Source organism: Ruegeria sp. CDSA193 (assembly GCF_059611885.1).
In genome coordinates this window covers 240,281-255,428 of the sequence record NZ_JBXWPN010000001.1, presented here as the reverse complement: position 1 = coordinate 255,428, position 15,148 = coordinate 240,281, and the positions used below count along the sequence as shown (strand labels likewise).

Sequence of the window (15,148 nt, the reverse complement as noted above, 5' to 3'; positions counted from 1 at the left end):
GAAGGAAGGCCAAGTCGTCTAAGCGGCCCGATCAACACTGACCAAGCGAAACCTGTATGCTCAACTGAGGGAGGGGTTTTGCTCAAATGAGGGAGTGGTAACGCTTGTTAGTTCACAAGACGGAGGGTTTGCGCCTGTGTGTTCACAAGAGGAAGGGTTAATGCCATTTCCAAATGTGTGCGGGACAGAAAGCCAGCCACGGGACAGCCAAAAGGCTAGGGGAGCAGTGTTGTCGCTTGATCGGGAGTAGGGTGGTCAAAAACTGACGCATCGAGAGACTACGACCACCCTGCACAGCATCACGCCGATTTAGGCATGTTCGATGGCTGCCAACTTTGCCACGATGTCATCGGTCTGCAGGTGGGTGTAACGCATCAGCATCCGCAAATCCCGATGTCCGCTGATCATTTGGACCTGCGCCAACGATAACCCGCTTTCCACAAAGCGGGACACGGCCTCGTGCCGAATATCATGAAATGTAAGGTCAACGACGCCCGCCCGTTGCCTGAGACGTTCAAAGGCTAATCGCACAGAGTTACCAGAAAGGGTCAAACAGCGGTCGTCACCGCGTGGCAGGTCCATCAATACGGCAACGGCATTAGGGCTGAGTGGAACAGTACGGGCGCGACCATTTTTTGTTTGGGGCAAGAACACTGTTCGACGCTCAAGGTCTACATGCTTCCATTGCATTGATAATAACTCCCCTCGGCGCATCCCGGTCGCCAAAGCCAGCGTCAGCAACGGCTTCATCAATGGAGACCGAGCTTGGTTCACAGCACCCAACAAAGCCTGCCATTCTCCGTGCTGCAATCGTCTCTCGCGGCGGTTGTCGATCTTGGGTCGCCGGATAGGCTTGACCGGGTTCCCCTGTGGCAGGTTCTGCCCCCAATCCTCACAGGCGACATCAAGGGCGTGTTGCAACCAACCTAGTTCCCTCACCACAGTCGCCGCCTTCATGGATTTAACGCGCTGGTCACGATAGTGGATAAAGTCAGCGGACCGCAGCTTGTTGACCTTCATCCTGGCCAGCTTGCGACACTTCCTCAAGAACCCATTGATTGCATAGCTTTCGTTTTTCGCGCACCGTTTTGCGCTCGTCACGTTGTCCTGGTACTTACGAAGCACATCCCCCAAAGTCATCTCTGACGCGTTGGCAGCTGCGTTTGAGGTTAGCAATCCTCTGTCAGCGCTCAACTCTGTTTCACGTGCCCACTTGGTCGCATCAGCACGCTTTAGAAAGGACTTAGATCGGGATCGTCCGTCCTTTCGCACCGTCGCCTGCCATTTTCCGCTAGGCCGCTTTACGATTGTTGCCATGGTCAATATCTCCTGTGTTGGAGACATCTTTTCCATTTAAGTGCAGCGGAGGTGCAGCGGACACAACTTCACGCGCAGCACAGCGAGAAGTGCTAGTCGCGTAAGACCTTGATAAATCGTGAGAGGAATGGTGGGTGATAAGAGATTTGAACTCCTGACATCTTCGATGTGAACGAAGCGCTCTACCACTGAGCTAATCACCCGTGAGCAGGGGTCTTATAAGGAGTTCAGCAAAGCCGCAAGAGGTCTTTGCGCCTTTTGGGCCCCGGGGGTTACCCTGCAAATGCCTAGTCGAGGTGCCCATAAACGGGCGGCCTTGTGGGGCCGCCCTTTCACTTTTTTGATGTCAAAGAATGAAATCGTCCTGGGTCAGATCGTGCAAGCCAGAGATCTTGATAACCATCTCAGGATTTTTGTCGCCGTCAGTATCCACAAGAACAAGTGTGAAGTCGTTCTTGGTGCCTGCGTTGTTTTTCTTGACGTAATAGATTTCGCCGTCGTCCGACGTCTGGGCGGGTGTTGTACCGTTGAAGACAAATGAATCATCGCCGTCAATTACGGTGCTTGCGTCGATCGCACTTAGGTCGATCTTGTCTTCACCCTGAGTGAAATCGGTAATCCGGTCGGCATATTTTGCTTTGCGCGAACTTTCGGTTGTTGACGTGAACACAAACTCATCGGCCCCTTCGCCGCCGGTCATGGTGTCCCTTCCGGCACCACCGATCAAAGTATCGCTGCCTGCGCCACCATTCAGGGTATCTTTGCCAAGGCCCCCGTCCAGGCGGTCAGACCCTCCATTACCCTGCAGGATGTTTCGACCGTCCGTACCTGCAATGTCGTCATTTTGCTCGGACCCATCGACGTTTTCGACACCCGTAATGGTATCGGTTCCGTATCCGGTTGCCTGTGCATTGGTGTCAGACAAATCAACGGTTACGGCGCTTGTGCCGATATAACGCAACCAATCCAGGCCCTCTCCGCCGTCAATGATATCGTCGCCGTCGCTGTCCTCGGCTACAAAGTTGTCCGTGCCCTTGTGGCCGTACAGTTCGTCGTTTCCAAGACCTCCGGTCAGGGTGTCATTGCCGCCACCCCCAAGAACAATGTCATTACCCTCGCCAGCAGAAATAACATCGCTACCGCCAAATCCTTCCAACCGGTTATCAACTTCATTCCCGACGATGATGTCGCCCTTGTTGCCGCCCTGCGCATTCTCAATGACGACCCCATTTGCGATCGTAAATCCACCGGTTACGCCTTTGGCATGGGAAGGAGTGCCACCTGCATCGCTGCCATCAAGATCTGCGTCATTGAGGTTGATCGTGACGCTGCGATCAACACGCTTTGCCGAAATTGTATCGATTCCATCTGTATCCCAGATGGATGTCCAGAATGTTCCGGCGCCATTCTTGCCTTTGATTTTATAGACGTTATCGTCGGTATTGTGATCCGTCGTTCCGTAGATGGCCTGCAACGCGGCGATATCCAGGGCCATAGGCGAGGCCGTGCCGCCAGCCTTATATGTCTTCAGAGGAACAACTTCGGGATAGCCCGAGTTGTAGGACATGATGGTGTAAACACCCTGGTTCTGCCCATCTGTCCCGTAGTCGTCGAAGGGCTGCGTAACCCCCGGAAAAATAGTCGAGCTGCCGCCTTCATCATGTGGGTGGGCTAGACCAAGGCCGTGAAGAATCTCGTGAATGATTGTCGCGAAGCCTTCACCGCCTTTGCGTAGGGCCTCTTTGCTAAACAGAGGCGTATCATAGGCAAAGATGCCGAACAGGGCGTCGATGCCAGAATCCTGCAGCAGGGGGTCGTCACCCGGAACTTGATGGACACCAAGAGATCCGGGTCCGCCAAGATCGTTTTGGGTCAGCAAAGCGTAGGTGATGTTAACGTCATTAATCTCGCCTGCTGGTGTCAGAAAGCCGACTTCGTTGAACTCGATCGGAATGATCGTTTCGATAATTGCAAATGCTTTGCGGATTGCTTCCTTCATGTAGGAGGCAAAGCCACGGCGACCTAACGATCCATCATCGAAGGAGTATGTGATTGTGCCCGGAGCACTGACGCCTCCGGCGCTGGTGTCCCAAGACGTGCCCCAAATCAGGCTGTCTACATAAACATGGCCGGTAACATTTGCACCCGGAGAAGTTGTGCTGGCAACTGACATCTTAAATTTCTTCCTTGTCTAACACGCCGTTTGTTCCCGGTTTTTCCGGAATACAAAATTGGCGCCGTATATATTGACCGGTTCTAGAATCGGTAATTCTTCCTTTGGCATCAGGAATTTCCAACGTTTTGGCCCGAGGATCAACCGAGCGTATGAAGTCTCTTTTGGCAGAGGTGTTTGTAATCGTCTTGCAGACCATTTGTGGTTGAAATGAGGCAGAACGCGGTAAGCTTTGGGTAACTCTCTGCCAGCAAGTTGATATGACTGTTCGCTTTGGGATTATGCCAGAATAAGCTTGGGGAAGAGTTTGGGGGCTGTCCTGAGATCTGGATCTAGCGGACCCATGCCAGGTGATGTGCTGCTCAAGGTTTCAGAATATTTTTGTCTGGTCAAAGGCAGCGGGTCGTGAATTATCGGCTGGTTTCTATTTGGCCATTCGTTGTGTGACGAGAAAACATCTCTAACAAAAATTACGTTCTGAGAAAAAACTTCAATTCGCCGCTTGACGATGTCCGGGCGTGGCCATAATACACCCCAACGTTCAGCAACGAACGGGCAGCGGGCGGTTGTAGCTCAGTTGGTTAGAGTACCGGCCTGTCACGCCGGGGGTCGCGGGTTCGAGCCCCGTCAACCGCGCCATCGCTGCCATCCTTGGTCCAGGGTAAAGGCCACGAAATAGATGCGCGGTTGTAGCTCAGCTGGTTAGAGTACCGGCCTGTCACGCCGGGGGTCGCGGGTTCGAGCCCCGTCAACCGCGCCATTTTCCACTAGTTTTCAGAAATCATACCGTTTACCGGGTGACTCTATTGGTGTTGTTGTCAGTAGGTGGCGGCAACATCTCTCTCGTTCACATTTTGTTCTAACTTTTCTGTTGGAGACTCAGTGTGGCTCGCTTATCTCTAGGACACTTATGTGTTGGGGGCCAAACATGGCTGAGCTGAAGAATATCGAGGTGCGCGGCGCGCGCGAACATAACCTCAAAGGCATTGACGTGGATATTCCGCGTGACCAGCTTGTGGTCATCACTGGTCTGTCAGGCTCGGGCAAGTCGTCGCTTGCCTTTGACACGATCTATGCGGAAGGGCAGCGCCGGTATGTCGAAAGCCTGTCGGCCTATGCCCGGCAATTTCTGGATATGATGGAAAAGCCAGATGTGGACCATATCAGTGGTCTATCTCCGGCTATTTCCATCGAACAGAAGACGACCTCAAAGAACCCACGGTCTACCGTGGGAACCGTGACCGAGATTTACGACTATCTGCGCCTGCTGTTTGCCCGCGCTGGTACACCGTTCAGCCCTGCCACGGGCAAGCCGATCGAAGCCCAGCAGGTGCAGGATATGGTCGACCGGATCATGACGATGGAGGAGGGCACGCGAGGGTATCTCCTGGCCCCGATCGTTCGGGACCGAAAGGGCGAGTATAAGAAAGAGTTTCTGGAGCTGCGCAAGCAGGGGTTTCAACGCGTCAAGGTTGATGGCGCGTTTCATGAGCTGGACGAGCCGCCGACACTGGACAAGAAATTCCGCCATGACATCGACGTTGTGGTCGACCGGTTGGTCGTGCGCGAAGGTATGGAAACGCGGTTGGCGGACAGCTTGCGCACGGCGCTTGATTTGGCCGATGGCATTGCGATTTTGGAAACCGCACCGCGTGAAGGCGACCCGGAGCGGATTACGTTCAGCGAGAATTTTGCCTGTCCTGTCAGTGGCTTCACCATCCCCGAGATTGAACCGCGCCTGTTTTCCTTCAATGCACCCTTTGGGGCCTGTCAGGATTGCGACGGGCTGGGTGTCGAGCTGTTCTTTGATGAACGCCTTGTCGTTCCGGATCAGACACTGAAACTGTATGACGGCGCCTTGGCACCCTGGCGCAAAGGTAAGTCGCCGTATTTTCTGCAGACCATCGAAGCCATCGCGCGACATTATGAGTTCGACAAAAACACGCCGTGGAAAGATTTGCCCGAAAAGGTGCAGCAGGTTTTCCTGCGCGGGTCGGGTGAGGAAGAAATCCAGTTCCGCTATGACGAGGGTGGCCGGGTATATCAGGTAACCCGCAGTTTCGAAGGCGTTATCCCGAATATGGAGCGCCGCTATCGCGAGACTGACAGCGCCTGGATACGCGAAGAATTCGAACGCTATCAAAACAACCGGTCCTGCGGCAGTTGCGAAGGCTATCGACTGCGGGCCGAGGCGTTGGCCGTCAAGATCGCCGGATTGCATGTCGGGCAGGTCGTGCAGATGTCGATCCGCGAGGCGCTGGCTTGGGTTGAGGATGCTCCGAACCATCTGAGTGCTCAGAAAAATGAAATCGCGCGGGTGATCCTCAAAGAGATCCGCGAGCGTTTAGGATTTCTGAATAACGTTGGTTTGGAGTACCTTACGCTGTCACGTTCAAGTGGAACGCTTTCGGGCGGGGAAAGCCAGCGTATCCGTCTGGCCAGCCAGATCGGTTCGGGTCTGACCGGGGTGTTGTATGTACTGGACGAACCTTCGATCGGGTTGCATCAGCGCGACAATGACCGCTTGCTGGGTACACTCAAAAACCTGAGGGATCAGGGGAACACGGTCATCGTCGTAGAACATGACGAGGAAGCCATCCGCGAGGCCGACTATGTCTTTGACATCGGTCCGGGTGCGGGTGTGCATGGTGGGCAGGTGGTTAGCCATGGTACCCCGTCCGAGATCGCGACCGATGCAGCCTCGATCACCGGCCAATACCTGTCAGGCACCCGCGAAATTCCGGTGCCGTCCGAGCGGCGGAAGGGGAACAAAAAGAAAGTTACTGTGGTCAAGGCCACCGGGAACAATCTGAAGAAGGTGACCGCTGATTTCCCTCTGGGCAAATTCGTCTGCGTGACCGGCGTATCGGGCGGTGGGAAATCGACATTGACGATTGAAACCCTGTTCAAGACAGCCTCAATGCGGTTGAACGGCGCGCGGCAGACACCTGCACCGTGTGAGACGATCAAAGGGCTCGAGCATCTGGACAAGGTGATCGACATCGACCAGCGGCCCATCGGGCGTACACCACGCTCCAACCCGGCCACGTATACCGGGGCGTTCACGCCGATCCGTGACTGGTTCGCCGGTCTGCCCGAGGCCAAGGCGCGAGGGTACAAGCCTGGCCGGTTCAGCTTTAACGTCAAAGGCGGTCGGTGCGAGGCTTGTCAGGGCGACGGCGTCATCAAGATCGAAATGCACTTTCTGCCCGATGTCTATGTAACCTGCGAAACCTGCAAAGGCGCGCGGTACAATCGGGAAACGCTCGAGATCAAGTTCAAGGGCAAGTCCATCGCGGATGTCCTTGATATGACAGTGGAAGATGCACAAGAGTTCTTCAAAGCCGTGCCGTCGATCCGCGATAAGATGGACGCGCTGGCGCGGGTCGGTCTGGGGTATATCAAGGTCGGGCAACAGGCGACGACCCTGTCGGGCGGTGAAGCGCAGCGGGTGAAGCTGTCAAAAGAACTCTCCAAACGCTCAACTGGTCGGACGCTTTACATTCTGGATGAGCCGACGACCGGTCTTCATTTCGAAGACGTCCGCAAGCTGTTGGAAGTGCTGCATGAATTGGTTGATCAGGGTAACACGGTTGTTGTGATCGAACACAATCTGGATGTTGTCAAAACGGCCGACCACATCATTGATATCGGGCCCGAAGGCGGTGACGGTGGTGGTGAAATTGTCGCCACGGGAACACCCGAAGATGTTGTTGCTGTGGAACGCAGCCATACGGGCAGGTATTTGAAACAGTTGCTGAACCCCGAGCGGGTCGCGGCGGAATAACCTCCGTCGCGGCAACTTCAGTATCTGGCGTATCGCAGCGTCTGCCAGTGGCGCAGTATTGGCGGAAAGAACAGGAACACGAAGCCGAAGCTGACATAGGCAAAGATCATCATCGGGATCCACAGCAGAGCGCCAACCAGCCCAATAAACCCGTAAACGCGTGCGGCTGAGTTCGCCGACATAATGCGCGTGAGCAAAGCAAAGAGCAGACGCCCCCCATCCAGCGGCATCAGGGGCAGCATGTTAAACAGCGCCAGCCACAGGTTTAGCTCTGCCGTCACCACCAGAACCCAGCGAATTTCGGGCGAGCTGGAAACGGTTCCAGCGATGAACACACGGTCCACAGGGTCAGGTTCACAATCGGCCCCATGGCCACAATCAATTCGTCTTCATATGCCGAGGTTGACCGGCGATGTTCGCAGAATCCGCCGCCCCCAAAAAAGGACGACTCGATTGACTGGCACGCCTTGCGCAAGACAGCCCCATGCGTGGCCCTACTCGTGCAGGAGAATCGAAATCAACTAAATCGCCACGAAGGCGAGCGCATAGGGCAGGTTGACCGGATCGACGTTAAATCCGACAACGATCAAAACCAGAAAATAAGGCTTTGGCTGAAATGTATCGGTACGTTCCATCGGTCGCGGGACTCAAATAGCACGTATTCAGTATTCATAATAAAACCTCGAAATAGTGAGGTTTATGGTGATGTTAGATCGCTTCAAAATTTTAAACAGGCCAGAAAATGCCCGAGCCTGCTTACTTTCTCAAATCGACTGAGGTTGGTTTTCGCCCGCTTGAATTCAGGCCGCGCTTGTCAGTTCAGGATGTCTGCAACCGCGCCGATCAGGTTCAGAACTTTGCGTGTATTTGGGTCGACTCGATACACGTAGTCGCCTGCGCGGACATAGCTTCCCCTATTCAGCCCATACCGAAACGGATCATCAATCCAGCGATAGTCGCCATTGATAAACTCGCCATTTCTGTAAAGCTTTTTGGCCTGTCCCGGAGGGACACAGGGTACGTTTTTCTTGGCCAGCCCCGGCGGGCAGTGGACGGCGTTTCCAGTTGCAACAATACCGCCCTGAGGCGCAATGCGGATGACCTTATTGCTATTCTTGTTCTTGCCGTTTCCCTTCCCGTTACCGGCCATGGCCGCCACCGGGGTCACGACCAGAGCAAGAACAGTAAGCGCTTTGACCAAATTATGCGTCATCGTAGCCCCAAGAATCGATGCTGAACCTCTCCATTAGATGGACATCGGCAGGAAAGGGGTCAACCCTATGGGCAGGAAGCCGCCCAAGGGCATCCTAGTTCCGACCGCGCTTTTCAAATCGCGGAAGCATGGCCGAGAAGTCCAGCCCCAGCCCATCTTCGCTTTCGACGAATTGCTGATACAGCTCGGTCGCCATCATCCCCATTGGGGTGTCGGCATCCGAGCTTTCCGCCGCCTGCTGACTGAGGCGCAGGTCTTTCAACATCAGTTCGGCGGCAAAGCCGGGTTGATAACCATTGTCGGCCGGGCTTTGCGGGCCGATACCGGGGGCAGGGCAGTATGCGTTCATCGTCCAGCTATAGCCCGAGGAGGTGCTGACAACGTCGAACATTTTCTGCCGGTCCAGCCCCAACTTGTCGGCCAGCGCGAAGGCCTCGCAGGTTGCAATCATGGTGACGCCCAAAATCATGTTGTTGCAGATCTTGGCCGCCTGACCCGCGCCCGCGTCTCCGCAATGTACTGCCTTTTGCCCCATGATGTCGAACAAGGGCCGGGCTTTTTCGAATGCCTCGGCGCTTCCACCTGCCATGAATGTCAGTGTCCCAGCCGAGGCGCCTCCGATACCGCCCGAGACGGGTGCGTCGACGGCCAAAACTCCCGCAGCCAATGCCATATCGGCAACAGCTCGGGCGCTGTCGACATCCACTGTCGAACAATCGACCCAGACGGCCCCTTCATTCATCGCTGGAATGATCTCATTTGCGACGGATCGAAGTATCTGGCCATTCGGAAGCATGGTGATGACGATGTCTGCGTCTTTTGCAGCGTCGGCCCCTGACCCAGTCAAAGTAACACCGGAAACCGACACCTCGGCCATATCAAACCCAGCGACTTCATGCCCGGCATTGGCAAGATTGACTGCCATTGGATTGCCCATGTTTCCAAGGCCGATAAACCCGATTTTCATTCTTTAATCCTCCTCGAATGTCAGGGCGACGCTGCCCAGGGGCCGCAGCATTGCGGAAATATCCACGGCGGGAACAGGTTTGCCATGGTGACGCCAATTTGGAGAGCGATCCTTGTCTATGATCTGCGCGCGGATGCCTTCCAGAAAATCTCCGTGTTCCATGGCGCGCGCCGTAAAGCGGTATTCCATCTCCAGAGCTTTTCGGATCGACAGATCCAGCGCCTTAAGCCGATGAATCATTTCAATGGTACAAGCCACCGATAGTGGAGAGTTGCGGCCCATCAACTTTTGCGCCGCGTCAGAGAACGGGGTTTCGGAGAAGCGCAACGCGTTGAGGATGTCGTTCAACCCCTCGCCATTGAAAAGCACGTCGATTTCCGCCTGGACCTTTTCAAGGTTACCTGTGGGTGGCATCTGGGAATGCTCGACCAACAGGTCTGTGCTCCCGGAAGCTTCGAGCAGTTCGATCAGGCCGGGCCATTCTTCAATGGGGATAAAATGGTCGGCAAAGCCCGCATAAATGGCGTCCGCAGGGCCCATTCGGTGACCTGTTGTGCCCAAGTATTCTCCCAGTCGACCCGGAGCCAGCGCGAGCATCAGAGAGCCACCAACATCCGGCACCAAACCGATAGAGCACTCGGGCAGGGCAATCTGAGATGTTTCACCGACTATGCGGTGGCTTCCATGGCACCCAATTCCGACGCCGCCACCCATAGTAAACCCTTGTAGGAAACTGACCACGGGCTTGGGGTATTCGAAAATCAGTGCATTCAGCCTGTATTCATCGCGCCAGAAAGTCTGCCCATAGGCAAAGTCGCCTTTGCACCCGGTATCATAAAGCTCTGCGATATCTCCCCCGGCGCAAAATGCTTTATCGCCAACGGCGTCCAGTATGATCAGGTCAACTGACTCGTCCTCGCGCCAGTTGCGCATGGCCGTATCTATCGCCATGCACATGTCATAACTCAGCGCGTTCAAAGACTTGGGGCGTGTCAGAGTGATGCGTCCAGCGCGGCCGGTAGTGTGAATTTCAATATCTGACATCGGGGTCTCAGCGTTGGGCAAGCATCTGACGAGAAACAATGACGCGCATGATCTCGTTTGTGCCTTCCAGAATTTGATGAACGCGCAAGTCGCGGACAAGCTTTTCGATACCGTAATCGGCGAGATACCCATAACCGCCGTGCAGTTGCAGGCATTGGTCGACCACTTTTGATCCGGTTTCAGTCACGAATTTCTTGGCCATTGCACAAAACTTGGTGGCGTCCGGTGCGCCCGTGTCCAGTTTCCAGGCTGCCTGACGCAAGAACGTCCGGGCCGCCTGCAATTCTATTTCCATATCCGCAAGCCTGAACTGCAGCGCTTGAAACTGATCAATCGACTTCCCGAATGCCTGACGCTCGGACATATACTGAAGCGTCATGTTCAGACCTGCTTGTGCCGCCCCCAAAGAACATGAGGCAATATTCAAGCGACCGCCATCCAGGCCCATCATCGCATATTTGAATCCGTCACCTTCTGTACCCACCAGATTGCCCGCCGGAACTTTGCAGTCGTCAAACTGAACCTGCGCCGTTGGTTGGCTTTTCCAGCCCATCTTTTGTTCAAGCGCGCCAAAGCTAAGACCTGGAGTGCCATCTTCGACATACAGGGTTGAAATCCCTTTGGGACCATCCTGTCCGGTGCGCACCATACAGACATAAGCATCTGAGTATCCGCCGCCCGAGATGAAGGCCTTTGTTCCGTTCAGCGTATAACCTTCGTTCGTGCGTTCGGCGCGAGTTTTCAGCGCGGCTGCGTCCGAGCCTGATCCGGGTTCGGTCAGGCAGTAGCTGAGGACTGTGTTCAGGTTAAGAATATCCGGCATGATCCGCGATTTCAGCTCATCCGCGGCAAATGTGTCCAACATCTTGGCGCACATGTTGTGGATCGTCAGGAAGGCCGCAACTGAAGGGCAAGCCATCGAAAGGGCCTCGAACACCATCGTCGCATCCAGCCTACTAAGACCGGAACCGCCACTATCTTCGGACACATAGAGACCGCCAAAGCCAAGCTCCCCTACACGGGGCCAAAGGTCTTTGGGAATAGTGCCATCTGCCTCCCATTGCCGGGCGAAGGGTGCGATATGCTCCTGCCCGAACTCATAGGCCATATCGAAGATAGCAGTTTGCTCTTCGGTTGGTGCAAAATCCATTGGTTTCCTCCCACGTCGCCGGATGAATTGAACGAGTGTTTATTTCCTGATTCTTACAGAAATTTTGCACGCCCAGCAATTCCTGACAGGGATATTGCGAAAACGATTAGATCATACTTTGAGGCAGGTCATAAATCCTGATGGAATTCTTCGATCAGATGCTGAACCACAGCCCTGCCTGCATCCGCACCTTTGGCCGTCGCTTCGGCGTGAACACGTCGTTGCCGCGTGGCAGATGTGCCGTTTTGTGCGATTTGCTGTAGCCGGGCAAGTTCAGTCATGGTGCCCAGTGCTTCGGCATCTTCGGCCAGCATACCCATCAGTTCACCCATAAGTTCCGGCATGGGCTTGATGGATCGATCCCCGAAATCAATCATGCCTTCGCCGACTCCGTAACGCTGCGCACGCCACCGGTTTTCACCAATCAGGAACCTGTCATATTGCCGCCAACGCAAATTGCGGTCTTTCAGACGGCACAACATTCGAACCAGCGCCTGCACCATGGCGGCCAGCGACAATGTGTGCTCCAACCTCGGCTGCACGTCCATTATGCGTGTTTCGAGCGTTGGAAAGCGATGAGAAGGTCGCAAATCCCACCAGATTTTCGAGGTATCCTCGATCACGCCAAGTTCGACCAGAATGCCTGTCGTACGTTCATATTCCGACCAACTTGCCAGGACCGGTGGTAATCCGGTGCGGGGCAGGTTGTCGAACACGGTCAGACGATAGGAAGACAGGCCGGTATCCTCTCCGTTCCAATAGGGCGAGGATGTGGAGAGCGCCAACAGATGCGGCAGGAAATAGGAAAGCTGCGGCATCAGGTCGGCCCGCAAGGAGGGTTCTTCAACACCGACATGCACATGCATCCCGCAGATCAGCATCCGTCGCGCGACACCGCCCAGGGCATGCTGCAAGGCGTCATAGCGCTCTCGGCGCGTGTGGTGCTGTTTCTTCCAGTCCGCAAAGGGGTGGCAGGACACAGCAATCGGGGCCAGATTGTATTCGGCGGACCGATCCGCCACACCCGCCCTCAGGCGTTTCAAATCTTCTCGGGCCGTGCGGATCGTCGCATGGGGGCGGGTGCCAACCTCGATCTGGCACTGCAGAAACTCAGGGCTGACCTGGCCCTGAAAATCGGCCTGGCAGGCTTCCATCAGGGCAGCGGGTGCTTGGGCAAGTTCAAGGCTGTCGCGGTCGACCAGAAGATACTCTTCCTCAATGCCCAGCGTGTATTCCTGCTGCATGGCGGCCCTCTTTCTAGCTTTATGCGAAACAGTGAATACGGAAATACGCTTTTTGCCAAGTGTTTACCGGCAGAGTCCTTGCGGTCATCGGGCTAGCAACGGTAAGGAACGGGTCAAAGTTCAGAAGAACCCCGGAGCCTTTGTGTGAAACCCAGGAAATTCCCCCGGCTGAATGCCGTTCTCGACCGATTTGGTGTCAGGCTGATTGACAAAGTCACGGAACGGGACGAGCGCGCCCGGCTGGAGGCGTTCGAAAGGGCAGGCGGGCTGACCCGTCCGGCTTATACGTTGTCACCGGGAATGGCCGATTTCGACATCTCGCAGCTGGTAGCCGAATATGGTGAACATGCCGCCGCTTTGGCTGCATTGAAAGATCCGTCCCGCAATCAAACCGGGTATAGGATCGGCAACGGGTATTATGACAGCCCAGATGCGGATGCGTTGTATCTTATGGTCCGTCGTTTCAAACCCAAGCGGGTGATTGAGGTTGGCTGCGGTAATTCAACGCGCGTGACACGGCAGGCTGTATTGGATGGCGGGCTGCAGACGCAAATCACCGCGATTGATCCTTATCCGCGCGCGGACATCGCGCATGTAGTCGATCAATTCGAACAGAAACGGTTGGAAGAGGTCGATCCAGCCCTCTTCGAACAGCTTGAAGCGGGTGACATCCTGTTCATCGATTCCAGCCATGTTGTCCGGATGAGCAATGATGTCGCGCATCTGTTCTGTCGCATCATACCGGCCTTAAAACCAGGCGTTGTGATCCATGTGCACGATGTTTTTCTACCCTACGAATACCCCAAGCGGTTCTTCTATGACTGCCCGGGATGGGGCGAGCAATATATGTTGCATGCATTGTTGCAATCTAGTGCATATTCAATGCTTTGGCCTGGATACTTCTTGCAACAGGATCGCCAAGATGCGGTCGAGGCGCTGCCGTTTTTGAAAGATGGGCGCGCGCAAAGTATTTGGGTTCAGGTCAAATAAATCTGACACCAAATTGATCCGGTGCAGCGAAACGCCCGTACCCCTTTCCATAACAACCTGGATAGGAGATCTCAAATATGTTTCGCCGTACTTTCCTGAGCGCCGCCGCCGCAATCGCACTTACCTTGCCGGTTCAAGCGAAGGCCGCCGATATCGTGGATACCGCCGTATCTGCCGGATCATTCACCACTCTGGTCGCGGCGGTTCAAGCGGCGGGTCTGGTCGATACGCTGAAAGGGGACGGTCCGTTCACCGTTTTTGCCCCCACGGATGAGGCCTTTGCCGCACTGCCCGAAGGGACGGTGGAAACGCTGCTACTGCCCGAGAACAAAGACCAACTGGTCGCAATCCTGACTTACCATGTGGTTCCGGCCAAAGTCATGTCTGGGGACATCGCTGGCAAGCGCGCCAAAGTTCTGACCGTGCAGGGTGATCGCCTGAGTGTGAATGGTAAAAACGGCGTCAAAGTGAATGGCGCCAAGGTTGTGCAGGCCGATATCGAGGCCAGCAATGGCGTGATCCACGTCGTCGATGCGGTGATCCTGCCGGAATAATTGGCAACCACCGTGTTCAAGCAAAAACCCCGGCCGTTATGGCCGGGGCGTTCTGTCAGACCAATCTGACCTTGGTGCCAACCTGAACCAGCGGGTACAATTCTTCAACATGCTGATTATAAAGGCCAATACATCCAGAAGAACTTTGGCGTCCAATCTTGCGTGTATCGTGCGTGCCGTGCACCAGATATGCTGGCCAGCCCAGATACATCGCCCGCGTACCCAGCGGATTTCCGGACTCGCCACCTTCAATTCGGATGGGCAGGTTCGGGTCGCGCTCGCGCATTGAGGCGGTCGGGGTCCAGCTTGGGTTTTCGCGCTTGCGTACTACTTCGGTATAACCACGCCTTGTGAGTTCTTCGCTCATAGGGACTGAGCTGGGGTACAGTTTGTACGTCCCGTCAGCCCCCCAATAGTGTACAGCGCGGCTTGTGATATCTGCCAGCAGGCAGCCGACACCTAACTCATCGAAGTGATCCTGCCAATTCTGGTGCGAGAATGAAGAGACATTCCGCCGCACAGCTAGCTGTGTGCTGATCGCCTCTTCGTCAAGCGGGAAAGCATCGGCGCTGCTTTGTGCGCGCACCAGTGCAGGTGTCATCAACAGAGACGCTGCACCTAACAATGCAGAGCGACGGGTCATGCGGGGATCTGACAAATTGGCCTCCGGTTCAGGAACTGCTCGCGCGAAACTGCGTGTAACTTATGT

General features: G+C 55.1%; 12 protein-coding genes and 3 tRNA genes. 5 read left to right on the top strand and 10 right to left on the bottom strand.

The features are described from left to right. Positions 1-309: 309 nt before the first annotated feature. The 3 genes from AC2FLG_RS01315 to AC2FLG_RS01305 form a co-directional block, all read right to left on the bottom strand. Positions 310-1,317, bottom strand: coding sequence for a tyrosine-type recombinase/integrase (locus tag AC2FLG_RS01315; RefSeq protein ID WP_496704690.1), 1,008 nt, complete (start codon positions 1,315-1,317; stop codon positions 310-312). A gap of 128 nt (positions 1,318-1,445) precedes the next feature. Next, a tRNA-Val gene (locus AC2FLG_RS01310) sits at positions 1,446-1,520 on the bottom strand. A 143-nt stretch (positions 1,521-1,663) separates the two neighbouring features. Continuing rightward, positions 1,664-3,490 (bottom strand): M10 family metallopeptidase C-terminal domain-containing protein, encoded by a 1,827-nt coding sequence (locus AC2FLG_RS01305; protein WP_496704688.1) that lies wholly within the window; start codon positions 3,488-3,490, stop codon positions 1,664-1,666. Between the two features lie 562 nt (positions 3,491-4,052). On the opposite strand from AC2FLG_RS01305, the gene AC2FLG_RS01300 reads away from it, so the two are divergent. The 3 genes from AC2FLG_RS01300 to uvrA all read left to right on the top strand — a co-directional run bounded on the left by AC2FLG_RS01300 (position 4,053) and on the right by uvrA (position 7,277). Beyond that, positions 4,053-4,129: transfer RNA gene (locus AC2FLG_RS01300), tRNA-Asp, on the top strand. A 44-nt stretch (positions 4,130-4,173) separates the two neighbouring features. Then, positions 4,174-4,250, top strand: a tRNA-Asp gene (locus AC2FLG_RS01295). A 168-nt stretch (positions 4,251-4,418) separates the two neighbouring features. Next, positions 4,419-7,277, top strand: coding sequence for an excinuclease ABC subunit UvrA (gene uvrA / locus AC2FLG_RS01290; RefSeq protein WP_496700230.1), 2,859 nt, complete (start codon positions 4,419-4,421; stop codon positions 7,275-7,277). Between the two features lie 17 nt (positions 7,278-7,294). Here the strand turns inward: uvrA and AC2FLG_RS01285 are convergent, their stop codons facing one another. The 6 genes from AC2FLG_RS01285 to AC2FLG_RS01260 form a co-directional block, all read right to left on the bottom strand. Further along, the gene (locus AC2FLG_RS01285; RefSeq protein WP_496704686.1) at positions 7,295-7,621 is read right to left on the bottom strand and encodes a site-2 protease family protein; all 327 of its coding nucleotides are present in this window, start codon (positions 7,619-7,621) and stop codon (positions 7,295-7,297) included. Positions 7,622-8,091: 470 nt separating this feature from the next. Further along, a complete protein-coding gene (locus tag AC2FLG_RS01280) occupies positions 8,092-8,490 on the bottom strand; it encodes a hypothetical protein (protein WP_496691303.1) in 399 nt (132 codons plus the stop codon). A 94-nt stretch (positions 8,491-8,584) separates the two neighbouring features. Next, positions 8,585-9,457 carry a 3-hydroxyisobutyrate dehydrogenase gene (gene mmsB, locus AC2FLG_RS01275; protein WP_496679606.1) on the bottom strand — a complete coding sequence of 291 codons (873 nt, stop codon included), beginning with the start codon at positions 9,455-9,457 and terminating at the stop codon, positions 8,585-8,587. Positions 9,458-9,460: 3 nt separating this feature from the next. After that, the gene (locus AC2FLG_RS01270) at positions 9,461-10,501 is read right to left on the bottom strand and encodes an enoyl-CoA hydratase/isomerase family protein (protein ID WP_496704684.1); all 1,041 of its coding nucleotides are present in this window, start codon (positions 10,499-10,501) and stop codon (positions 9,461-9,463) included. Between the two features lie 7 nt (positions 10,502-10,508). After that, positions 10,509-11,651: an acyl-CoA dehydrogenase family protein gene (locus AC2FLG_RS01265; RefSeq protein ID WP_142634037.1), complete on the bottom strand. Its 1,143-nt coding sequence runs from the start codon at positions 11,649-11,651 to the stop codon at positions 10,509-10,511. A gap of 128 nt (positions 11,652-11,779) precedes the next feature. Further along, the gene (locus AC2FLG_RS01260; protein WP_142634035.1) at positions 11,780-12,895 is read right to left on the bottom strand and encodes a carboxylate-amine ligase; all 1,116 of its coding nucleotides are present in this window, start codon (positions 12,893-12,895) and stop codon (positions 11,780-11,782) included. A 144-nt stretch (positions 12,896-13,039) separates the two neighbouring features. On the opposite strand from AC2FLG_RS01260, the gene AC2FLG_RS01255 reads away from it, so the two are divergent. Both AC2FLG_RS01255 and AC2FLG_RS01250 read left to right on the top strand, forming a co-directional pair. Continuing rightward, a complete protein-coding gene (locus AC2FLG_RS01255; protein WP_496704682.1) occupies positions 13,040-13,885 on the top strand; it encodes a class I SAM-dependent methyltransferase in 846 nt (281 codons plus the stop codon). A gap of 77 nt (positions 13,886-13,962) precedes the next feature. Further along, the gene (locus tag AC2FLG_RS01250; protein WP_281972158.1) at positions 13,963-14,439 is read left to right on the top strand and encodes a fasciclin domain-containing protein; all 477 of its coding nucleotides are present in this window, start codon (positions 13,963-13,965) and stop codon (positions 14,437-14,439) included. Between the two features lie 55 nt (positions 14,440-14,494). Here AC2FLG_RS01250 and AC2FLG_RS01245 read toward each other — a convergent pair whose 3' ends face one another. Further along, positions 14,495-15,082: a L,D-transpeptidase gene (locus AC2FLG_RS01245; RefSeq protein ID WP_185956612.1), complete on the bottom strand. Its 588-nt coding sequence runs from the start codon at positions 15,080-15,082 to the stop codon at positions 14,495-14,497. Positions 15,083-15,148: the final 66 nt, after the last annotated feature.